Origin of the sequence: Variovorax nivicola (assembly GCF_051216475.1) — a bacterium.
Taxonomy (GTDB): domain Bacteria; phylum Pseudomonadota; class Gammaproteobacteria; order Burkholderiales; family Burkholderiaceae_C; genus Variovorax.
Genome location: NZ_JBPJZK010000005.1, coordinates 270381 through 292029, shown reverse-complemented (window position 1 = coordinate 292029; position 21649 = coordinate 270381). Strand labels below are relative to the sequence as shown.

The following is a 21649-nucleotide window of genomic DNA, read 5'->3' as shown; positions in this document are numbered from 1 at the left end:
ACGCCCTGGGGGTTATTCGAGGAGCTGTCGCAGCACAAAGGGCAGGATGCCGCCGTGCTTGTAGTAGTCGACCTCGATAGGCGTGTCGATGCGCAGACGCACCGTCACTTCCTGGTGCGTGCCGTCGGGGCGGTGCACCACCAGCTTCACGTCCATCTGCGGCTTCAGCTCGCTGCCGATCACCACGTCGATCTGTTCGTCGCCCGTGAGGCCCAGCGTCTGCCATGAATCGGCGCCGCGGAACTGCAGCGGCAGCACGCCCATGCCGACCAGGTTGGCGCGGTGGATGCGCTCGAAGCTGCGCGCCACCACGGCCTTGATGCCCAGCAGCTGCGTGCCCTTGGCCGCCCAGTCGCGCGAGGAGCCGGTGCCGTACTCTTCGCCGCCGAACACCACCGTGGGCACGCCCTGCTCCATGTACTTCATGGCGGCGTCGTAGATGAACATCTTCTGGTTGCCCGGCTGGAACAGCGTGACGCCGCCCTCTTCCTGCGTGCCGTTGGCATCCGGCGGAATCATCAGGTTCTTGATACGCACGTTGGCAAAGGTGCCGCGCATCATCACGTCGTGGTTGCCGCGGCGCGAGCCGTAGCTGTTGAAGTCGGCCTTGGGCACGCCGTGCGCCTTGAGCCAGATGCCCGCGGGCGAGCTTTCCTTGATGGAGCCGGCCGGCGAGATGTGGTCGGTGGTGATCGAGTCGCCGAACAGCGCCATCACGCGCGCGCCCTTGAAGCCTGCGTCGGACGCATGCGGCTTCATCTTGAAGCCCTCGAAGAACGGCGGCTCGGCGATGTAGGTCGACTTGGGCCAGTCGTAGACTTGGCCGTTGGTGCCCTTGATGCTGCTCCAGAACTTGCCCGGGTCGGTCTTGACCTTGTCGTAGTTCGCGCGGAACGACTTGGCGTTCATCGCATAGCGCAGGTTGTCGTCGATTTCCTTCGGCGTGGGCCAGATGTCGCCGAGGTACACGTCCTTGCCCTTCTTGCCCTTGCCCACGGGCTCGGTCATCAGGTCGGTCATCACGTTGCCGGCGATGGCAAAGGCAACCACCAGCGGCGGCGAGGCCAGGAAGTTGGCCTTCAGGTTCGGGTGGATGCGCGCCTCGAAGTTGCGGTTGCCCGACAGCACGGCCGCGCCGATCAGGTCGTTCTTGGTGATCGCCTCGTTGATCTCGGGCGTGAGGTCGCCGGCGTTGCCGATGCAGGTGGTGCAGCCATAGCCCGCAAGGTAGAAGCCGAGCTTTTCAAGGTACGGCAACAGGCCGGCCTTCTCGAGATATTCGGTCACGATGCGCGAGCCGGGCGCCAGCGAGGTCTTGATGTGCGGCTTGACCGTGAGGCCGGCTTCGACGGCCTTCTTGGCCAGCAGGCCGGCGGCCAGCATCACGCTCGGGTTCGAGGTGTTGGTGCACGAGGTGATGGCCGCGATCAGCACGTCGCCGTTGCCGATGGTGACTGCGCCCTTGGGCGCCGAAGGCGCGGTGGCGCTCACGTGCGCGGCGGCGTTGGTCGAGCGGTTTGCAACCATCTCGACCACGTCGAGCGGCGCGCCTGCTGCCGGCGGGGCGGCTTCTTCGTCACCGCCCTTGCCGGCCGCAACCAACGGATAGCGCAGCTTGAGCTTGTCGGCCGGCTGGTTGAAGCCGTTGGCGTCGTTGGGCTTGCTGTAGAGCTCCGAGAACTTGGTGGAGAGGTGGCCGAGGTCGATGCGGTCCTGCGGGCGCTTCGGGCCGGCCAGGCTGGGCGAGACGGTACCGAGGTCGAGCTTGACGATCTTCGTGTAGTCGATGTCGCCCGGGTTGGGCATGCCGTAGAGGCCCTGCGCCTTGTAATAGGCGGCGAAACGCTCGACTTCTTCCTTGGTGCGGCCGGTGCCTTCGAAATACGCCACGGTCATGTCGTCGACCGGGAAGAAGCCCATGGTCGCGCCGTATTCGGGCGCCATGTTGCCGATGGTCGCGCGGTCGGGCACGGCAATGGATGCGGCGCCGGGGCCGAAGAATTCGACGAACTTGCCGACCACCTTTTCAGCCCGCAGGATCGCGGTGACGTACAGCACAAGGTCGGTCGCCGTGACGCCTTCGCGCAGCTTGCCGGTGAGCTCGAAGCCCACCACGTCGGGCGTGAGCATGTAGACCGGCTGGCCCAGCATGGCCGCCTCGGCCTCGATGCCGCCAACACCCCAGCCGACCACGCCGATGCCATTGATCATGGTGGTATGGCTGTCGGTGCCGACCAGCGAATCGGGGTAGTACGTTGGTTTGTCGCCCTTGTCGCCCGGGCTCTTGTAGACGCCGCGCGCAAAGTATTCGAGGTTGACCTGGTGCACGATGCCGAAGCCCGGCGGCACAACGCGGAAGGTGTCGAAGGCCTGCATGCCCCACTTCATGAACTGGTAGCGCTCGTTGTTGCGCTGGAATTCCAGCTTCATGTTCAGGTCGAGCGCCTTGGACGTGCCGTAGTAGTCGACCATCACCGAGTGGTCGACCACGAGGTCGACGGGCACCAGTGGCTCGATGGTCTTGGGCGATTTGCCCAGCTTGGCGGCCACGCTGCGCATGGCGGCAAGGTCTGCCAGCAGCGGCACGCCGGTGAAGTCCTGCAGCACCACGCGGGTGACGACAAAGGGAATTTCGTCTACGCGCTCGGCGTTCGGAGCCCAGTGGGCCAGTTCTTCGACATGCTTGGCCGAAACCTTCTGCCCATCGCAATTGCGCAGCACCGATTCGAGCACGATGCGGATGGATACGGGCAGGCGGTCGATGGTGGGGAATTGCTTGGCCAGTTCCTTCAGGGACCAGTATTTGCCGGACTTGCCGGATGGGGTCTTGAAGGTCTTGAGGGTGGACGCAAACGCATGCGCCGGGGCTTTGGCCATGGAGAGACTCCTGTTTGTTCGTGGAAGCCTCTCAAAGATATCAGGGAACAATGTCAGCCGTTGTAGTCGGTCTTCTCCGATCTCGCCTTCTGCCACCCTGTTCCTCATTGCGAAAAATGCCGGGTAAAGGGGCGTCGCCGGCATTCCTCGCAACTACCTTCAGGCAAGGGCCATGCGCGCGCCGCCACGGGTGCGGCGCAGCCCGGTCCACTGCAGCTCGGCCAGCACCACCACGCACACCGCTTGCGCCAGCACCCAGGCCATGCCCAGCGCAGTGACCGCAAACATGCCGCTCACCAGCAGCGCGATGCAGGCCACGGCCCAGCCGAAGTTGCCGGCAACGACAAGGCCGATCAGCGTGCGCGGCGGCGTGCTGCGGCTGGCCATGAAGGCCGCGGCGGCGGCATAGACCAGCAGGAACACGCCCGTGCCCATGAGCAGAGGCGCCGGCAGTCCAGTCAACCCGGCCAGTGCACCGGTGAACGCCACCTGCAGCGCGCCGGTCGCGGCGCAGGAGGCAGCGTCGGCCCACATCACGGTGGGCAGAAAGCGGGGGGATGCGAAGACGGACATGTGAATCTCCTTGGGTCTGGGTGGTTACGCCGCAAGCCAGTCCTGCCGCGTTGGAGCCAATGATTCCGGCCGGCGGGCATGGCGTCGATGACCTGGGAGGTCATGGCGCCGCGCCGCCGCCACGCCAGAATCGGCACATGAACACCACCCACTCCCACCCGACCAAGGCCAGCCAGCCCGGCGCGCGCGACCCGTTCGGCGCCCACCTGCGGCATTGGCGCACCCACCGCCGCCTGAGCCAGCTCGATCTGGCGCAGGAGGCCGAGGTCTCGACCCGCCACCTGAGCTACGTGGAAACCGGCCGCGCCGCGCCCAGCCGCGAAATGGTGCTGCGCCTGGCCGAGCGGCTCGAGGTGCCGCTGCGCGAGCGCAATGCGCTGCTGGTGGCCGCCGGCTTCGCGCCGATGTACCGGCAGCGCTCGCTCGACGACCCGGCAATGGCCGCCGCGCGCCGCGCCGTCGACCTGGTGCTGAAGGGCCACGAGCCCTTTCCCGCGCTGGCCGTGGACCGCCACTGGAACCTGGTGGCGCACAACGCGCTGGTGCCGCTGCTGATGGAAGGTGCCTCGCCCGAGCTGCTGAAGCCGCCCATCAACGTGCTGCGCCTGAGCCTGCACCCCGACGGCGTGGCACCGCGCATTGCCAATCTCGCGCAGTGGCGCACTCATCTGCTCGAACGGCTGCAACAGCAGATCGCCGCCACCGGCGACGCGGTGCTGCAAGCGCTGCACGACGAACTCGCGGCCTATCCCCCGCCCGCCGTGAGCCATGACGCGCCCGTCATCGACACCGCGCTGTCTGCAGTGGCCGTGCCCTTCCAGGTGGTCATGCCCAGCGGCGTGCTGAGCTTCATCAGCACCATCACGATCTTCGGCACGCCGGTCGACGTCACATTGCAGGAACTCGCGGTGGAGTCGTTCTTTCCGGCGGACGAGCAGACGGCTGCAGCGCTGATGGCACTGGCTGCGCAGCAGCAACAGGCGGGCTGAGGTCGGCCCTGCCGTTTGCATCGCGCGGCGGGCCTTCGAAGTCGTCCACCTGGATGACCTTGTCGGCCGCCTTCAGGTAGGCGAGCGCCAGTTCGGGGTCGGGCGCCGAGCGGGCCGCTTCTTCGAGCGAGTTCGTGCGGCGCAGCGCCTTGTTGAGCGCGGCCGTGGCGTCGCCTAGCTGCGCGCCCAGTTCCATCGCGTACATCAGGTCGCGCAGGCCGCCCGCGGCAGGCTCACTCAGGTCGGGCGCCAGGCGTTCGATGATGCGCGGGTCCTTGCGCAGCAGGTCGGCCAGTTCGAGCAGTTGCACGTCGCGCAGCGGCGCCAGGTGCGCAGTGCGGAGCAGCACCAGCGCACCGATCACGCGCCGGCCCGCAGTCGGCAGGTTGGCGTAGAGATCGCGCAGGATCTTGCCGGCCTCGTCGATCTGCAGGCGGATCGCAGCCCGCGCGAAGGGCAGCAGCTCGGGCGCCGCATCGACGCGGTAGCGCCAGATGCACGAACTGGCCAGGTACAGGTGCGCAAGCACGTCGCCCAGGCGCGCCGACAGCAGCTCCATGCGCTTGAGCTTGCCGCCGAGCATGCCCATCGCGAGATCGGCCGTGAGCGCGTACTTGGCGCTCATGCGCGCGACGAGCCGCGCTTCGCGCATCAGGTCATCGGGCGGCGCGCCGAGCACCGGCGCGCCGAAGAGGCTGTGCCACAGGTTCACCGCCACATGCCTGCCGTGCGCCATCAGCGCCTTGCCGAGCGCGGTCTCGTCCTTCGCCTGCACAGCCGCCATTTCGTCGAGCACATGCGGATGGCATCGCACCGCGCCCTGCCCGAACACGATGAGCGCGCGCGTGAGGATGTTCGCGCCCTCCACCGTGATCGCGATCGGCGCCTGCCGGTAGGACACGCCGAGCAGGTTCGACGGGCCGGAGATGATGCCCTTGCCGCCGAGGATGTCCATGCCGTGGTTGACCGCGCGCCGCCCGGCCTCGGTCAGCTGCACCTTGAGGATGGCGCTCGCCACGCTGGGCCGCTCGCCCTTGTCGAGCGCGGCCGCGGTGAAGCGCCGCGCGGCGTCGGTCGCATACAGCTCGGCCGACATCTGCGCCACCAGTCCTGCAACCGCGTGGAACTTGCCGACCGGCATGCCGAACTGCTCGCGAATCTGGCCATAGCCATTGCTCACGTAGAGCGCGGTCTGCTGCATGGCCGAGCCCAGCGCCGGCAGCGAGATCGCGCGGCCCGCGGCCAGGCATTCCATCAGCATGCGCCAGCCCTGGCCGACCTGCTGCTCGCCGCCGATGATCCAGTCCATCGGTACGAACACCTGCCGGCCGTGGATCGGCCCGTTCATGAAGGCACTGTCCATCGGGCGGTGGCGGCGGCCGATGTCCATGCCCTCGTGCGGCACGGGAATCAGCGCGCAGGTGATGCCTAGTTCGCGCTCGCCCTCGGGCCTGCTTTCGTCGACGGCGTGGAAGGCCAGCCCGACCACGGTGGCGACCGGCGCGAGCGTGATGTAGCGCTTGTCGAAATCGACAAGAAAGCCGCGCGTCATGCGGCCGTTGAATTCGCGCTCGACCACCACGCCACGGTCAGGGATCGATGCCGCGTCGGAGCCCGCATACGGCGATGTCAGGCCGAAGCACGGCAGCTCGCGGCCGTCGGCAAGGCGCGGCAGGTAATGCCCTTTCTGCGCATCGGTGCCGTAGCGCAGCAGCAGTTCGGCCGGCCCCAGCGAGTTGGGCACCATCACCGTGACGGCCGTGGCCACGTTGACTGTGGCGATGCGCGCCACCACCGTGGCGTGCGCGTAGTGACCGAAGCCGAGGCCGCCGAACTCCTCGGGAATGATCATTCCGAAGAAGCGCTTCTCGCGCAGGTAGCGCCACACCTCGGGCGGCAGGTCGTGCGCCTGGTCGATGGCGTGGTCGTCGAGCATGTGGCACAGCTCGCGCACTTCGTTGTGGAGAAAGCTCTGCTCGCGCTCGGTGAGCTGGTTCGGGCCCATGGCCGTCAGTGCATCGAAGTCCGGGCGGCCTGCGAAGAGCTGGCCCTCGAAGCCGACGGTGCCCGCCTCGAGCGCGGCGCGCTCGGTGTCGCCCAGCGGCGGCAGCGCCTTCGAGAATGGCTGCATGGCCCATCGGCCGATCAGTGTCGCCAGAGGCATGGTGCGTCTCCTTCCGCGACGAATGCGCGCGGATTGGCACCATTCTTGAGGCTTGTGACTGGCCCCGAGGGCCGGTCAAGGGCTCCCCGGCCTGTCGGAGACGGACGCGCCTATCGCTTCTTCGGAGGCTGGGCCGTGGCAGCAGCCGGTTCCCGCCAGCCATATTCGACATAGCGCCGGATGACCAGGCAGCCCGGCGGCGAATCGATCAGCGAGACCGACGAGGTCGGCTCCTTCTCGTCGGTGTAGACCGCGTAGTTGGGCAGCAGCCGCGTCATCTTGTAGTTCGCCAGCTCCTGCTGGCCGACGCTCGCGCAGGTGAAGGGCGCCACCGAGATGCGTTCGGCCGACACGGTGCAGGCGCCGCTGTCGTCAGGAATGGCGGTGATCGACGCGGCCACGCCGGCGTTCGGAAACTCCATGCCGATCAGCGAGAACATCGGCCCTGCGTCGGGGCGCTTGCGGTCCCAGTCGAGCAGCACGTCGTGGCTGCGAGCACCCTGCACGGCGAGCGTGGAAAGCCGCGTGATGGCCGGCAGGCAGCGCTTGATGCCCACGCTGGTGGCAGCGCGCGTGAGCGTGTCCTGCGGCGTCGCGGGCGGGGCCTGGGGCACCAGCACGCCCTGGGCAAGCGCGGTGCCGGCGGCAGCCAATGCAAGGGCAGCGAGCAGCAGGCGGGGAAATCGTTGGGTCGGCTTCATCCCGGTCCTCATGCGTAAAGGTTTTCGATGGCGGCGGTGTAGGCACGCACGTTGTCCTCGCCCTCGGGGTCGAGCGTGGCGATGAAGCGGCGCGCGCGCTCGCGGTAGGCCGGCAGGTCGGCGTCGTGCTCGGCAAAGGCGCGCTGCAAGGCTCGGCCGCCCTCCTCGCAGTCGAAGCCGTGGTAGCGGTAGCCGCAGTCGCCGATAAGGTGCGAGTTGTGGACGAGCGGGTAGCCGCCGTACAGCGCCTCATAGTAGAGGTAGTTCTGCGCGTTCTCCCAGTGGTGAGCGAACACGGCGTCGATCTTGCCCGGCATCACGTGGTACATCGGAAAGCGCCCCTCGAAGGTGGCCAGCCCGTGCTGCACGATGTCCAGGCTCTGCGCGAAGCCGATGAACAGCGGCTTGTCCTTCAGGTGAAAGCTGTTGTAGACCCACATCTTCTCGATCAGCCGCGGCTGCGCGCGATGCGCCGCCTCGCAGCTGAGCATCGGGATGAAGCTGGTCTTCACCATGCAGATGTTGGGCTCGAAGATGGCCACGCGCCACTGCTTGCGCCCGGGCTCGTAGGCAAAGGGCGGGCTCTGCGGCGCGCGGGTCATGGCGCGCTCCAGCACCATCGGGCTCCAGAGGTGCGGCATGAGCCGCACGGGCGCGCGGAAGGTGCTCTCGAAGTAAGGCTTGCACGACACCTCGTACTCGGGAATCGTCCAGACCTCGTCGTAGGGCGCGCCCGAGATCAGCAGGCCGTGCGGCTTGTTGAAGATCATGCGCTCGATGTCGATCACGTAGTCGTTGCCCACGCGCATCGAGACGATCTTTCCGCCGCGCTCGCGGAACGCCACCGACCACGGCATGGCCAACTGGGCGCTCATCTCGATCATGAGGTCGAGCTCCTGCCCGGCCGTGGCCATGTCGATGATGGGCACCGGCGAATCGGCGAGGAAGTTGGTGGCGTCCGCCGGGCCGCCGTCGCCGCCCCCGGCCACCAGCACGGCGCTTTCCACGCGCGGCGAGCGCAGCAGCAGCATCACGAGGAACAGGCAGTTCTGGTAGACGCCGTTTTCCCACAGGCTCTGCTCGCCCTTGCGGATGAAGATGGAAACGCCGACTTTCAGCTTCGCCGGCATCATGCGGCGGCCCTCACGCCGTCGGCACGGAATGCGGCATTGCCGCCCACCAGGTGCAGCAGGCGCTGCGCATAGCCGTCGACATTCGCGGGGTTGAGCGGATCGACCGCGTCGAAGACGCGTTGCGAGCGGGCGCGGTAGTCGTCCAGCTGCCGGTCGTGATTACGTACGGCCTGCAGCAGTTGCGCTGCACCGGCAGCGATGTCGAAGTCGGGGTAGTAGTAGCCCGCATCGCGCAGCCAGGGCGAGTTGTGCACCAGCGGGTAGTTGCCGAAGAGCGCGTCGAGGTAGCTGTAGTTCTGGTCGTTCTGCCACTGGTGCGACACCACCGCGTCGGCGAACTGCACCATGAAGCCCGCGAAGTCGTGCCGGCCGTGGAAGACCGCCTTGTGCTGGCGCACGATGTCGAGCGAGTTCGCCAGGTACAGCATGGTCGGGTGGTCCTTGATGTGCAGGGTGTTGAGCACCTGCATCGAGGTCACGGCTGCCGGGTCGGCGCGGTAGGCCCCGTCGCAGATCAGCATCGGCACGCTGCTGGACTTCACCACCGAGATGTTGGGCTCGAAGATCGCCACCCGAAAGCCCGGCTGCTCCACCGTGCGCGGCGTGTAGCCGAAACGATGGCCCGCGGTCTCGACCTCCGCGACGCGCTGGGCCACGAACTGCGGCGACCAGAGGTACGGCACCTCGAACACCGGGCAGCGGTGCATGGTGCGCATCATGGGCGTGAACACCGCGTCCTTGGGCAGCAGCCACACCTCGTCGCAGCGGTCGGGCTTGCTGAAGTGGCCCTTGTCGGTGAACACGATCGGCTCGGCCAGCGCCGCGAAAGGCTGGCCCACGCAATGGAACACCACTCGGCCGCCGCACGCGCGAAAGTAGGAAAGCCATTGCACGTCGAGCGCGCCGGCCATCTCGATGACCACGTCCAGTGCATCGGTCAGCTCGCGCGCCCGCCCGAAGGACAGGCCCATCGCGGCCAGGTCGACCTGGGGCGGCATGTTCGGCTGGTCGCCGGCATCGATCAGGGTGACGGATTCGACGAACCCGATGCGTTGCAGCAGCCGGGCAAGAAACAGGACGTTCTGCCCCATCCCGTTCTCCCAGATGTTCTGCCCCGCGTGGGTGAGGACTGAAATACCTATGCGCATGGAGGCCGAGTGTGTACCAAAAAAAACGGCTCCCGCACCATCAGCGCGGGAGCCGCCCGGTCGTGCGGGCCGATTCAGTGGCTTATTGCTTTACTTCCACTTCCAGCCGATGCCGGCGTTGACGCCCCACTCCTTGCCCGTGGTCGTCAGGCCCGCGCCCCAGGACATCTTGCCGTCGTCGGACAGCGCCTTGAAGGTCAGCGCCACCGCGCTGTAGCCCTTGTAGCTGCCGAAGCCCACGCCCACCGTCTTCTCGCCGGGGTACAGCGTCGGCAGGTAGGTGCCCGACATCGCGAAGGCCATGGCCGTGCCCGAGTAGGCAATGCGGGCCACGTCGCCGACCTGGCTCTGCACCTGGTTCAGCTGCTGCACGTTGACCGCATCGCCCGGCAGGATGCCCGGTGCCACGTTGCTGATGCGCGTGCCGCCCGGCGCCAGCGTGATCTGGTTGGTGTTGACCGAGCCGTCCGGGTTGGTCGCGTACTGCACGCTGCCGGCCTTCGCAGCGGCTGCCGATGCCTTGAGTTGCGCCACGTTGGTCGCGTCGCTGTCGGCCGAGCCCGCTGCCACGCCCGTGATCTGGCGGTACTGGCCGTTGGCTGCATCGCCCACCGACACCGCAGCCTGCGTGCTGGTGGTCGCCTGAATGGCGGCCTGCTGCTGCGCCGTGGCACCGCCCGGCACGTAGCCGGCCACGCCCGCCGCAGTGGAAGCTACCGAGCCCGAGCCCAGTGCCACGCCGCCGCTTTGCGTCACGATTGCGCCGAAGCCGATGGCCGTGCCCTGCGAGATGTTCTGCGCCTTGCTCAGCTGTGTGCCGCCGGCATCCGCGTTGTCGCCCAGCGCCACACCGCCACCGCCCGCGCGGGAGTTCGCGCCGATGGCCTGCGAGCCCGTGGCCAGTGCACCCGTGCCGATGGCGATCGCGTTCGCACCCGTGGCCTGCGCACCGAAGCCCACCGCCACCGCACCGTCGGCCGTGGCCTTCGCACCGTTGCCGGCCGCGAAGGAGTTGGCGCCGCTGGCCACCGACTGCGGGCCGATCGCCACGGCTTCCTGGCCGCTGGCATCTGCGTCTGCCGCCGTCGAGTTGGCGTGGAAGTACTTGGTGCCGGTGTTGTAGATCTGGTTGACCGACGTGCTCAGGCTGTTGACGTTGACGTTGGTCGTGCTCAGGCTGGTCGACAGGCTGCCGACACCGGTCGAGAGACTGGCGATGTTGCTGGTCGCGGTGCTCAGGCCCGACGAGGTCGACGTGGAAAGGCTTGCGACACTGCTGTTCGTCGTGCTCAAGCCGGTCGACAGGCTTCCGATGCTGCTTGTCGCAGTGCTCAGGCCCGTCGAAGTCGACGTGGACAAACTGTCGATGCTGCTCGTGGCAGTGCTCAGCCCCGTGGAGGTCGAGGTCGACAGGCTCGCAACGCTGCTGTTTGTCGTGCTCAGGCCAGTCGACGTCGAAGTCGACAGGCTGGCAATGGCGCTTGTCGAACCGCTCAGGCTCGTCGACAGACTCGCCACATTGCTGTTCGTCGTGCTCAGGCCGGTCGACAGGCTGCTGATGCTGCTGGTCGCCGTGCTCAGGCCCGTCGAGGTCGAAGTCGACAGGCTGTCGATGCTGCTCGTGGCAGTGCTCAGGCCCGTGGAGACCGAGGTCGAGAGACTGGTCACATTGCTGTTCGTCGTGCTCAGGCCGGTCGACAAGCTGCTGATGCTGCTGGTCGCCGTGCTCAAGCCCGTTGAAGTCGACGTGGACAGGCTGTCGATGCTGCTCGTGGCAGTGCTCAGGCCCGTGGAGGTCGAAGTCGACAGGCTGGAGACGTTGCTGTTGGTCGTGCTCAGGCTGGTCGACAGGCTGCTGATGCCCGTCGAAGTCGACGTGGACAAACTGCCGATACTGCTTGTGGCGGTGCTCAGACCTGTCGACGTCGAGGTCGACAGACTGGTCACATTGCTGTTCGTCGTGCTCAGGCCCGTGGACAGGCTGCCGATACTGCTGGTCGCCGTGCTCAGGCCCGTCGATGTCGACGTAGACAGGCTGCCGATGCTGCTTGTGGCAGTGCTCAGGCCTGTGGAGGTCGAGGTCGACAAGCTCGCAACGTTGCTGTTCGTCGTGCTCAGGCCGGTGGACAGACTGCCGATGCTGCTCGTCGCAGTGCTCAAGCCAGTCGAAGTGGAAGTCGACAGGCTGGCAATACCGCTGGAAACCGAGGTCGACAGCGAAGTCAGCTGGCCGAAGTTCACCGCATCGGTGGGGTTCACACCCGCGGCAACGTTGGTCAGGATGACCGGCGATGTCGCACCAGCGCCGCCCAGCGTGACCTTGGTGTGAGTTGCATCGTCGTACTGGACCGAGTTCGCGACGCCTGTGGACAGGCTGCCGATGCTGCTGTTGGCGGTGCTGAGGCCGGTGGACAGGCTGCCGATGCTGCTTGTGGCGGTGCTCAGACCCGTCGACGTCGAGGTCGACAGACTGGTCACGTTGCTGTTGGTCGTGCTCAAGCCCGTGGACAAGCTGTCGATGCTGCTCGTCGCCGTGCTCAGACCCGTCGACGTCGAGGTCGACAGACTGGTCACGTTGCTGTTGGTCGTGCTCAAGCCCGTGGACAAGCTGTCGATGCTGCTCGTCGCCGTGCTCAGACCCGTCGACGTCGAGGTCGACAGGCTGGTCACATTGCTGTTGGTCGTGCTCAAGCCAGTTGACAGGCTACCGATGCTGCTGGTCGCAGTACTCAGACCGGTCGACGTCGAGGTCGACAGACTGGTCACGTTGCTGTTTGTCGTGCTCAAGCCCGTGGACAGACTGCCGATGCTGCTGGTCGCCGTGCTCAGACCCGTCGACGTCGAGGTCGACAGACTGGTCACGTTGCTGTTTGTCGTGCTCAAGCCCGTGGACAGACTGCCGATGCTGCTGGTCGCCGTGCTCAGACCCGTCGACGTCGAGGTCGACAGGCTGGTCACGTTGCTGTTGGTCGTGCTCAAGCCAGTCGACAAGCTGCCGATGCTGCTCGTCGCGGTGCTCAGACCGGTCGATGTCGAGGTCGACAGACTGGTCACATTGCTGTTGGTCGTGCTCAAGCCCGTGGACAGGCTACCGATGCTGCTCGTGGCAGTGCTCAGCCCCGTCGAGGTCGAGGTCGACAGGCTGGCAACGCTGCTGTTCGTGGTGCTCAAGCCAGTCGACAGGCTACCGATGCTGCTGGTCGCCGTGCTCAGACCGGTCGACGTCGAAGTCGACAGGCTGGTCACGTTGCTGTTCGTGGTGCTAAGGCCCGTCGACAGACTACCGATGCTGCTCGTCGCCGTGCTCAGCCCCGTCGAAAGGCTGGCAATGCTGCTCGTCGCGGTACCGATGCTGCTCGACAACGAAGCAGTGATGGTCTTGACTTGCAGGACGTTGACGGCGTCCTGGTCCGCGCTGCCCGGCGCCACGCCCGTGATCTGACGGTTGCCCACGTTCACTTCACCTGACGAGCTTTGTTTGCTCGTCAGACCGAACGCGTCGTAGTTGGCCAACGCACCCACGCTGGCAACCGAGTTCGCACCCAGCGCCACGCTGTCGGGCTTGGTGGTCTGCGCGTTCTTGCCGACCGCCACGCTGTTGTCGCCGTTGGAGATCGCGTTCTGGCCGATGGCCACGCTGTCGGCCCCGTTGGCCTGGCTGTCCGCGCCAGTGCTGTTGGCGTGGAAGTACTTCGTGCCCGTGTTGTAGATCGAGCTGACCGACGAGCTCAGGGTGCCGAGGTTGCTGTTGGTCGTGCTCAGGCCGGTCGACAGGCTACCGATGCCGCTTGTTGCGGTGCTCAGGCCAGTGGACAGGCTGGAGACGTTGCTGTTGGTCGTGCTCAGGCCGGTCGACAGGCTGCCGATGCTGCTCGTCGCGGTGCTCAGGCCAGTCGACGTCGAAGTCGACAGGCTGGACACATTGCTGTTGGTCGTGCTGAGACCAGTCGACAGGCTGCCAATGCTGCTGGTCGCTGTGCTCAGGCCTGTCGAGGTCGAGGTCGACAGGCTCGCAACGGCGCTGTTGGTCGTGCTCAGGCCCGTAGACAGACTGCCGATGCTGCTCGTCGCAGTACTCAGCCCCGTCGACGTCGAAGTGGACAGACTCGCAACGGCGCTGTTCGTCGTGCTCAGACCAGTCGACAGGCTACCAATGCTGCTGGTCGCCGTGCTCAGACCCGTCGAGGTCGAAGTCGACAGGCTGGTCACATTGCTGTTTGTCGTGCTCAAGCCCGTGGACAAGCTGCCGATGCTGCTGGTCGCGGTGCTCAGGCCCGTCGAGGTCGAAGTCGACAGGCTGGCGACAGCGCTGTTCGTGGTGCTCAGCCCTGTGGACAGGCTGGAGACGTTGCTGTTGGTTGTGCTCAGGCCAGTCGACAGGCTGGTAACCCTGCTGTTGGTCGTGCTGAGACCCGTAGACAGGCTACCGATACTGCTCGTCGCCGTGCTCAGGCCCGTGGAGGTCGAGGTCGACAGGCTCGCAACGGCGCTGTTCGTGGTGCTCAGGCCGGTGGACAGGCTGGAGACGTTGCTGTTGGTCGTGCTCAGGCCAGTCGAAAGGCTACCGATGCTGCTCGTTGCAGTGCTCAAGCCCGTGGAGGTAGAGGTCGACAGGCTCGCAACAGCGCTGTTCGTCGTGCTCAGGCCCGTGGACAGGCTAGAGACCCGACTATTGGTCGTGCTCAGGCCTGTCGACAAGCTGCCGATGCTGCTCGTAGTAGTGCTCATGCCGGTGCTCAGTTGAGCCACCGTCACGGCGTCCTGCGGCGCTGCACCATCGGCCACGTTCGTGATTCGACGCAGGGCGGAAGACGAACCCACCGAAACCTCGGACGCAGGTCCGTTGCTGTTGGTGAGGTACCCCTTGCCTGCAGGCGCCGCAGCGCCGGTCACGCTGCCCGCGCCGATCGCGACGCTGTTTGCATACGCTGCATTGGCGCTGTCGCCGACGGCAACACCGGATGCGCCGTTGACGACTGAACCACGTCCAACGGCAACGCCGGAGGTTGCCGCCGCAGCGACGTTGGATTGCCCACCGATCGCGATGCCGTCGGTGGCCGCCGACTGGGCCACCCCACTCGTATTGCTGCCGATCGCGATCGAGCCCGTATTCGAGGCCACGGAGCCATTGCCTGCCGCGAGCGAGTTCTGGCCGGAGGCGGTCGCGCTCACGCCGAAGGCGGTCGCGCCATCCGCGGATGCTGTCGTGCCGTTGTTGCCGATCGCCAGCGTGTTCCTGCCGCTGGCGGTGGTCTGGCCGCCGACCGCGGTCGAGTCCTGGCCGGTAGCCTTGGCACTCGTACCAAGGGCGGTGGAATCACCCAGCGACGCGGCCGTACCCGTCGCCACAGCACCCCAGCCGATCGCAAGATTCGAGGCGCCGGTCGCCGTCGCATTGGCATTTGTGCCGATGGCGATGGTATTGCCACCTCGCGCGTTCGCGCCGTCGCCCATCGCTACCGCGCTGGAACCCGCAACGTTAGCGCCGCGACCGATGGCCACGCCCGAGGTCGCCCCGGAGCTGACGAAGGCCTGGCCGCCGATGGCGATGGAATCCGTCGCGGTCGCCTGCGCGCCCTTGGTCGCATTGCTGCCGATGGCCACCGATCCGGTGCCCGAGGCGGTGGTCGAGTTGGCAACGGTCAGCGCGGTGGTGCCGTCCCCGCCCGCGCCGCCGATGGCGACGGAATTGAGCGCGGCAGCGTTGCTGCCGAAGCCCATTGCGATGCTGGAAATGCCGCCTGCGCTCGACTCGAGCCCGTAGGCGCTGCTCCACTTGCCGCTTGCGTTGCTGAGAAAGCCGAAAGCGGAAGCACCGGTCGCCCGGCCTTGCGCGAATGCCCCGTACACGGTCACCGCGGTCGCGCCCGTACCGGTCGCGTTACATCCCGCCACCACAGAGTAAGTGCCCGAACCGTCCTGCGTCGGTGAGCCGCTCGGTGCGCCAATCGATCCGTTGCCGTTGGTAGTGCTTCCGGGGTTCACGCGGCCGACAACTTGACTCGATCCCGTCACGCACGTGCTGTCCGTGTAGATGAGGTTGGCGTATGCCACCCCAGACCCGCCCTGCATCGCCCCATAGATGGCCGCCACGGCCAGGAGACGGAAGGTCGACCGCTTCGTGCTGCCGCTTCTCTTGCCTCTTGCCGATGTGATTTCGGACGCCGCTACCCATGCTCCCAGGGCTTCGTTCCAGATGCTTCTGTAGGACTTATTCATTTTCTATTCAGGCTCGCGGTGATGGATGGACAGATTCGTATCGACAGAAATGCGATGCGCCCTGCGTCAGGTTCCATCGCTGAAAGCGCACGTTTCGGCTGCGCTTGATTACAAGAATGCTGGAATGTACGGAGTTGTTTACATTTCAGGTGCGCTGCAGCAAACTCGAAAATCGCCTCTGATGATTTAGTTCACAAAAATTTCATAAAGTCTCTTGTCTTATGCAGCTCGGAGTCACTGGCAATCCACGGAAAACGGAGTCGATTAAGATTTGGACAGGCTTCGACTCAGCCCATTTGCAGTGAACTTCGCTCATCGAAGCGTCTTTTCAAGGACTTCTGACTCGTACCCCGGAGTCATTCACTTTTTCCTTTTGCAAGACCACCAAATCACCCGAGAATTGAAAAACGTGAAATTAATCACAAGACAGCAAATCAAATGCCTGTGATTTTTGTCACACCAATAGCTCGCGCCGGAATTAACATCTAAGAAACAATTCAATGCCCCACGCCTCCAGGCTCCGAATTGGAATCACCATCGGCCTCCATCACGAGGCCGAAACCCTCTGGAATAACGGCATCAAGCAGAACGCCGTGTTTCTGGCGGAAGCCCTGAAACACTGTCCCGGCGTCGCCTCGGTGGTGCTGGTCAACACCACGGCCATTCCCATCACCGCCGCCCTGCCCTGGGACCAGGCACGCTGGCCTACCGTGACCTTCGAGACAGCCAAGGACAACGTGGATGTGCTGATCGAGCTCGGCGGCCAGATCGACGCGGCGCAGACCGACTACCTGAAGCAGCGCGGCGCGCGGCTGGTGTCTTATTGCTGCGGCTTCGAATACGTGCACGCCATGGAGTCGATGCTGTTCAACAAGCCGCTCTGGGGGCAGAACCTGTTCGTGAACCGGCGTTACGACGACATCTGGATGGTTCCGCAGGTGGCGAACATCAGCCAGCCGTACTTCGAGGTGCTGCGCCGGGCCGAGGCGCGCGCCGTGCCCTTCGTCTGGAGCCCGGTGTTCCTGGACGAGCGCACGCGCGCCCTGCCCGATGCCGGCGTCTACCAGCCGCACGCCGGGCCGCGCCGGCTCAGCGTGATGGAGCCAAACATCAACGTGGTGAAGTTCTGCCTCTACCCGGTACTGATCGCCGAGCTGGCCTATCGCGCCCGGCCTGAAGCCATCGCACTGCTGCAAGTCACCAATGCCGAACGGCTGGCCAAGGAAAACATGGAGTTCATCACGCTGATGAACCAGCTCGACCTGGTCCGCGAGCACAAGGCGGTCTTCCTGGGCCGGCACGAAACGCCTGTGTTCCTCGCGCAGAACACCGACATCGTGGTCTCGCACCAGTGGGAGAACCCGCTCAACTATTTCTACCTGGAAACCTGCTGGCAGGGCTATCCGCTGGTGCACAACGCGCACCTGTGCGCGGATCTCGGCTACTACTACCAGGGCAACGACGTGGCCGGTGGCAGCGCCCGCGTGCTCGAAGCCATCGACACGCATGATGCGCAGGCAGCCGCCTACCGCGAGCGCCAGCGCAGCCTGATCGACCGCCACCTCCCCGGCAACGCCGCGGCCACCGAGGTCTACAACAACCTGCTGCTCGGCCTGATGCAGCGCCCCGCCCGATAGGCACACGGAGCCCCGACATGCTTGACCCGTCCGAACTCCGGCAGTTCTTTCCCGTGGTCGTGACGCCGAGTCACGACGGCAAGTTCTTCCAGAACTACGTCGCCTCGATGCTGAACTTCACCGTCCAGGCCGAGCGCGCCGGCATGCGGATGCAGGTGCTGATGCACCAGGGCGAGAGCCTGGTGACGCGCGCGCGGAACAACTGCGTGGCCCAGTTCCTCGCCAATCCGCAATGGACCCACCTGTTCTGGATTGACGCCGACATCGGCTTCTCGGCGCAGGCGGCCTTCCGGCTGCTGCTGTCGGGCTACGACATCGCGGCCGGCGTCTATCCACTGAAGCGGGAGAACTGGCCTGACGGCGGCGTGGCCGCGGGCACGACGCAGCAGCAGTTCGAGGCCACCTTCACGCGCTACACGGTCAACGCCAAGGCTTCGGAGGCCACTTCGCAGGTCGAGCTCAAGATCCAGCCCGACGGCTTCATGGAGATGACAGAGGCGCCGACCGGCTTCATGGTGATCAAGCGCACCGTGTTCGAGCGGCTCATGGCGAGCTACCCCGATCTCGCCTATGTGCCCGACAGCATCGGCGAGGCCGACCTCGGCCTGCACTACCGCTTCTTCGATGTCATGGTCGACCCGCAGACGCGCCGCTATCTCTCGGAGGACTACGGCTTCTGCCGCCTGTGGTCGGGGCTGGGCGAGTCGATCTACATCGACGCCAACTCCAACCTGACGCACCAGGGCGCCAAGCTGTACCGCGGCGACTTCGCCAACTCGCTGCTGACCTCCCTGCCCCATGCGGTGGGCGGCCCGGTCGGAGCAAAGATGGTGCTCACGGGCCAGGAGTATCTGAAGCCCAACGCGCCGTCGCTCTGAACTGAACGAACGCGCCCCGCCAATAAAAAAGCCCCGCCGAAGCGGGGCTTTGTCGTTGGGGCAACCCGAACGAAGGAGATCAGGCCGCGACCGTGTCCGCCACGCCCTTGTAGTCCTCGATCTTGTCGAAGTTCAGGTACTGGTAGATCTGCGCGCTGGACGCATCGAGCACGCCCGTGGCGGCCATGTACTCCTCGCGGGTCGGGATGCGACCCAGGCGCGAGCAGATGGCGGCCAGTTCGGCCGAGCCGAGGTACACGTTGGTGTTCTTGCCCAGGCGGTTGGGGAAGTTTCGCGTGCTGGTCGACATCACCGTCGCGCCTTCGCGCACTTGTGCCTGGTTGCCCATGCACAGCGAGCAGCCCGGCATTTCGGTGCGGGCACCGGCATTGCCGAACACGCCGTAGTGGCCTTCTTCGGTGAGTTGCTGCGCGTCCATCTTGGTGGGCGGCGCGATCCACAGCTTGACCGGAATGTCGCGCTTGCCTTCGAGCAGCTTCGACGCGGCGCGGAAGTGGCCGATGTTGGTCATGCACGAGCCGATGAACACTTCGTCGATCACGGCGCCGGAGACGTCGCTGAGCGTCTTCACGTCATCGGGGTCGTTCGGGCAGGCCACGATGGGTTCGTGGATTTCGGCCAGGTCGATCTCGATCACGGCGGCGTAGTCAGCGTCGGCATCGCCCTTGAGCAGTTGCGGGTCCGCAAGCCAAGCTTCCTGCGCGGCGATGCGACGTGCCAGCGTGCGGGCATCTGCATAGCCTTCGGCAATCATCCACTTCATCAGCGTGATGTTGCTGTTGATGTACTCGATGATCGGTTCCTTGTTCAGGTGCACCGTGCAGCCGGCGGCCGAGCGTTCGGCCGAGGCGTCGCTCAATTCGAAGGCTTGCTCCACCTTCAGGTCGGGCAGGCCTTCGATTTCGAGGATGCGGCCCGAGAAGATGTTCTTCTTGCCCTTCTTCTCGACCGTCAGCAGGCCGGACTTGATGGCGTACAGCGGAATCGCGTTGACCAGGTCACGCAGCGTCACGCCGGGTTGCATCTTGCCCTTGAAGCGCACGAGCACCGATTCGGGCATGTCCAGCGGCATCACGCCGGTGGCAGCAGCGAAGGCCACGAGGCCCGAGCCCGCCGGGAAGCTGATGCCGATGGGGAAGCGGGTGTGGCTGTCGCCGCCCGTGCCCACGGTGTCGGGCGTCAGCAGGCGATTGAGCCAGGAATGGATCACGCCGTCGCCGGGGCGCAGCGACACGCCGCCGCGGTTGGCCATGAACTCGGGCAGCTCGTGGTGCATCTTGACGTCGACCTTCTTCGGGTACGCCGCCGTGTGGCAGAACGACTGCATCACGAGGTCGGCCGAGAAGCCCAGGCAAGCCAGGTCCTTCAGCTCGTCGCGCGTCATCGGGCCGGTGGTGTCCTGCGAGCCGACCGAGGTCATCTTCGGTTCGCAGTACGTGCCCGGGCGAACGCCCTGGCCTTCGGGCAGGCCGCAGGCGCGGCCGACCATCTTCTGTGCGAGCGAGAAGCCCTTCTTGGTGTCGACCGGGCTTTGCGGCAGGCGGAACAGCGTCGAGACCGGCAGGCCCAGCGCCTCGCGCGCCTTGGCCGTCAGGCCGCGGCCAATGATCAGCGGAATGCGGCCGCCGGCGCGCACTTCGTCGAACAGCACGTCGCTCTTGACCTGGAACTCGGCGATGACCTTGCCGTCCTTCAGCGCCTTGCCTTCGTAGGGACGCAGCTCGACCACGTCGCCCATGTTCATCTGCGCCACGTCGAGCTCGATGGGCAGCGCGCCCGAGTCTTCCATGGTGTTGTAGAAGATGGGAGCGATCTTGCCGCCGAGGCAGACGCCGCCGAAACGCTTGTTCGGCACGAAGGGAATGTCTTCGCCGGTGAACCAGAGCACCGAGTTGGTCGCGCTCTTGCGCGAAGAACCCGTGCCGACCACGTCGCCGGCATAGGCCACGAGATGGCCGCGCGCGCGCAGGTCTTCGATGAACTTCACCGGGCCGCGCTTGCCGTCTTCCTCGGGCACGATGCCCGGGCGCGCGTTCTTGTGCATCGCCAGCGCGTGCATCGGAATGTCGGGACGGGTCGTCGCGTCGGGTGCGGGCGACAGGTCGTCGGTGTTGATTTCGCCAGCCACCTTGAAGATGCTGACGGTGATGCTTTCGGGCACTTCGGGGCGGCTGGTGAACCACTCGGCGTCGGCCCAGCTTTGCAGCACGCCCTTGGCGTTGGCGTTGCCCTTGTCGGCCTTTTCCTTGACGTCGTGGAACTGGTCGAACATCAGCAGGGTTTTCTTCAGGCCTTCGGCCGCCACGGCGCCGACTTCAGCGTCGTCGAGCAGATCGATCATGGGGCTGATGTTGTAGCCGCCGAGCATGGTGCCGAGCAGTTCGGTCGCGCGGGCGCGCGAAATGAACTCGCTCTTCTCGGTGCCGTGGGCCACGGCCGCGAGGTAGCTCGCCTTGACCTTGGCGGCGTCGTCGACACCGGCGGGCACGCGATAGGTGAGCAGGTCGAGCAGGAAGGCGCCGTCTTTGGCGTTCGCGCTCTTGAGGAGCTCGATTGCTTCAGAGGTCTGCTTCGCGCTCAAGGGCAGCGGCGGAATACCGAGCGCGGCGCGTTCGGCAACATGGTCAACGTAGGCTTGCAACATCTTCTTTTCTCCGGAAACTGAGCTGGCTGGCGTGCAATGCGGCAAGCAAGAGCCGCGCCGCACGCCGTTTCGTTACTTACTTCTTTTCGCCGTCGGCGCCTTCGAACAGGGCCTTCGGCGGGTTCTTCTTCATTTCTGCGGCAAATGCGACCTGGGCGTCGGTCTGGCATTCATCGGCAATGCGCAGGCCGGCCTTCTGGTTCATCAGCATCGACTTGTTGCCGAGCTGGAGCCACATGGCGCCGGCACGCGGGTCTTCGAGACGGATGGCACCGGTGCGGCTTTCGACCGGGTGCATGCGGTACTTCAGGCCCTTGGTGGTCACGGTGAAGAAGCCGGGCTTCTTTTCGTCGGGCGTGACGGTCACGTCGGCGCCGAGTTCGCACTGGGCGCGGCCGATCGACACGCGCTGGGCGACGGCCAGGTCGGCGTCGTTGAGCACCACGTCGGTGTCGGTGTTGATCGGCGTGACTTCCTCGACAGCCTTGGCCGCCTTGCGGGTGACCTGGCGCTTGGGAGGCGTCTTCTTGGCTTCGGCCTTGGCGGCAGGCTTGGCCGCGGGCTTGGCGTCCTGCGCGATGGCTGCAAACGGCAGGGCCAGTGCAACGGCGGCGATCAGGGCAATTTTCTTCATGTGTGGGTTTCCTTGAGGCTGGATTCAGGGG

General features: G+C 65.7%; 11 protein-coding genes and 2 pseudogenes. 3 read left to right on the top strand and 10 right to left on the bottom strand.

The genetic code is table 11. The features are described from left to right. Positions 1-12: 12 nt before the first annotated feature. Entirely contained in the window at positions 13-2877 is a 2865-nt protein-coding gene (locus tag ACSFBF_RS21605; protein ID WP_435470524.1) for an aconitate hydratase, read from the bottom strand. 159 nt (positions 2878-3036) lie between these two features. Then, positions 3037-3450 carry a hypothetical protein gene (locus ACSFBF_RS21600; protein ID WP_435470522.1) on the bottom strand — a complete coding sequence of 138 codons (414 nt, stop codon included), beginning with the start codon at positions 3448-3450 and terminating at the stop codon, positions 3037-3039. A 137-nt stretch (positions 3451-3587) separates the two neighbouring features. Between ACSFBF_RS21600 and ACSFBF_RS21595 the strand changes: the two genes are divergently transcribed. Then, the gene (locus ACSFBF_RS21595; RefSeq protein ID WP_093075542.1) at positions 3588-4439 is read left to right on the top strand and encodes a helix-turn-helix domain-containing protein; all 852 of its coding nucleotides are present in this window, start codon (positions 3588-3590) and stop codon (positions 4437-4439) included. On the opposite strand, the gene ACSFBF_RS21590 is transcribed toward ACSFBF_RS21595, so the two are convergent. From ACSFBF_RS21590 to ACSFBF_RS21565, 6 genes and pseudogenes are all read right to left on the bottom strand, one after another. Next, complete coding sequence (locus tag ACSFBF_RS21590; protein ID WP_435470520.1) at positions 4339-6603, bottom strand: acyl-CoA dehydrogenase; 2265 nt, start codon at positions 6601-6603, stop codon at positions 4339-4341. The two genes, ACSFBF_RS21595 and ACSFBF_RS21590, sit on opposite strands and share 101 nt — an antisense overlap. A gap of 110 nt (positions 6604-6713) precedes the next feature. Continuing rightward, positions 6714-7304, bottom strand: coding sequence for a hypothetical protein (locus ACSFBF_RS21585; protein WP_435470518.1), 591 nt, complete (start codon positions 7302-7304; stop codon positions 6714-6716). Positions 7305-7312: 8 nt separating this feature from the next. Continuing rightward, positions 7313-8437 carry a DUF2827 domain-containing protein gene (locus tag ACSFBF_RS21580; protein WP_435470516.1) on the bottom strand — a complete coding sequence of 375 codons (1125 nt, stop codon included), beginning with the start codon at positions 8435-8437 and terminating at the stop codon, positions 7313-7315. Beyond that, positions 8434-9585, bottom strand: a complete 1152-nt coding sequence (locus ACSFBF_RS21575) for a DUF2827 family protein (RefSeq protein WP_435470514.1) — start codon at positions 9583-9585, stop codon at positions 8434-8436. Before ACSFBF_RS21575 ends, ACSFBF_RS21580 begins: the two co-directional genes overlap by 4 nt. A gap of 90 nt (positions 9586-9675) precedes the next feature. Continuing rightward, positions 9676-10557 (bottom strand): annotated as a pseudogene (locus ACSFBF_RS21570) (YadA-like family protein); the annotation flags it as partial. Between the two features lie 24 nt (positions 10558-10581). Further along, positions 10582-15804: pseudogene (locus tag ACSFBF_RS21565) on the bottom strand (ESPR-type extended signal peptide-containing protein); the annotation flags it as partial. Positions 15805-16304: 500 nt separating this feature from the next. On the opposite strand from ACSFBF_RS21565, the gene ACSFBF_RS21560 reads away from it, so the two are divergent. Further along, positions 16305-17441 carry a DUF2827 domain-containing protein gene (locus ACSFBF_RS21560; protein WP_435470512.1) on the top strand — a complete coding sequence of 379 codons (1137 nt, stop codon included), beginning with the start codon at positions 16305-16307 and terminating at the stop codon, positions 17439-17441. 17 nt (positions 17442-17458) lie between these two features. Continuing rightward, a complete protein-coding gene (locus ACSFBF_RS21555) occupies positions 17459-18319 on the top strand; it encodes a hypothetical protein (protein WP_435470510.1) in 861 nt (286 codons plus the stop codon). A gap of 79 nt (positions 18320-18398) precedes the next feature. On the opposite strand, the gene ACSFBF_RS21550 is transcribed toward ACSFBF_RS21555, so the two are convergent. Then, complete coding sequence (locus ACSFBF_RS21550) at positions 18399-20984, bottom strand: bifunctional aconitate hydratase 2/2-methylisocitrate dehydratase (protein WP_435470508.1); 2586 nt, start codon at positions 20982-20984, stop codon at positions 18399-18401. A gap of 76 nt (positions 20985-21060) precedes the next feature. After that, a complete protein-coding gene (locus ACSFBF_RS21545; RefSeq protein ID WP_435470506.1) occupies positions 21061-21618 on the bottom strand; it encodes a hypothetical protein in 558 nt (185 codons plus the stop codon). Positions 21619-21649 lie beyond the last annotated feature (31 nt).

Excerpts from the sequence above, each read along its gene's own strand:
- ACSFBF_RS21605 (WP_435470524.1), bottom strand. The coding sequence starts at position 2,877 with ATGGCCAAAGCCCCGGCGCATGCGTTTGCGTCCACCCTCAAGACCTTC.
- ACSFBF_RS21600 (WP_435470522.1), bottom strand. The coding sequence starts at position 3,450 with ATGTCCGTCTTCGCATCCCCCCGCTTTCTGCCCACCGTGATGTGGGCC.
- ACSFBF_RS21595 (WP_093075542.1), top strand. The coding sequence starts at position 3,588 with ATGAACACCACCCACTCCCACCCGACCAAGGCCAGCCAGCCCGGCGCG.
- ACSFBF_RS21590 (WP_435470520.1), bottom strand. The coding sequence starts at position 6,603 with ATGCCTCTGGCGACACTGATCGGCCGATGGGCCATGCAGCCATTCTCG.
- ACSFBF_RS21585 (WP_435470518.1), bottom strand. The coding sequence starts at position 7,304 with ATGAAGCCGACCCAACGATTTCCCCGCCTGCTGCTCGCTGCCCTTGCA.
- ACSFBF_RS21580 (WP_435470516.1), bottom strand. The coding sequence starts at position 8,437 with ATGATGCCGGCGAAGCTGAAAGTCGGCGTTTCCATCTTCATCCGCAAG.
- ACSFBF_RS21575 (WP_435470514.1), bottom strand. The coding sequence starts at position 9,585 with ATGCGCATAGGTATTTCAGTCCTCACCCACGCGGGGCAGAACATCTGG.
- ACSFBF_RS21560 (WP_435470512.1), top strand. The coding sequence starts at position 16,305 with ATGCCCCACGCCTCCAGGCTCCGAATTGGAATCACCATCGGCCTCCAT.
- ACSFBF_RS21555 (WP_435470510.1), top strand. The coding sequence starts at position 17,459 with ATGCTTGACCCGTCCGAACTCCGGCAGTTCTTTCCCGTGGTCGTGACG.
- ACSFBF_RS21550 (WP_435470508.1), bottom strand. The coding sequence starts at position 20,984 with ATGTTGCAAGCCTACGTTGACCATGTTGCCGAACGCGCCGCGCTCGGT.
- ACSFBF_RS21545 (WP_435470506.1), bottom strand. The coding sequence starts at position 21,618 with ATGAAGAAAATTGCCCTGATCGCCGCCGTTGCACTGGCCCTGCCGTTT.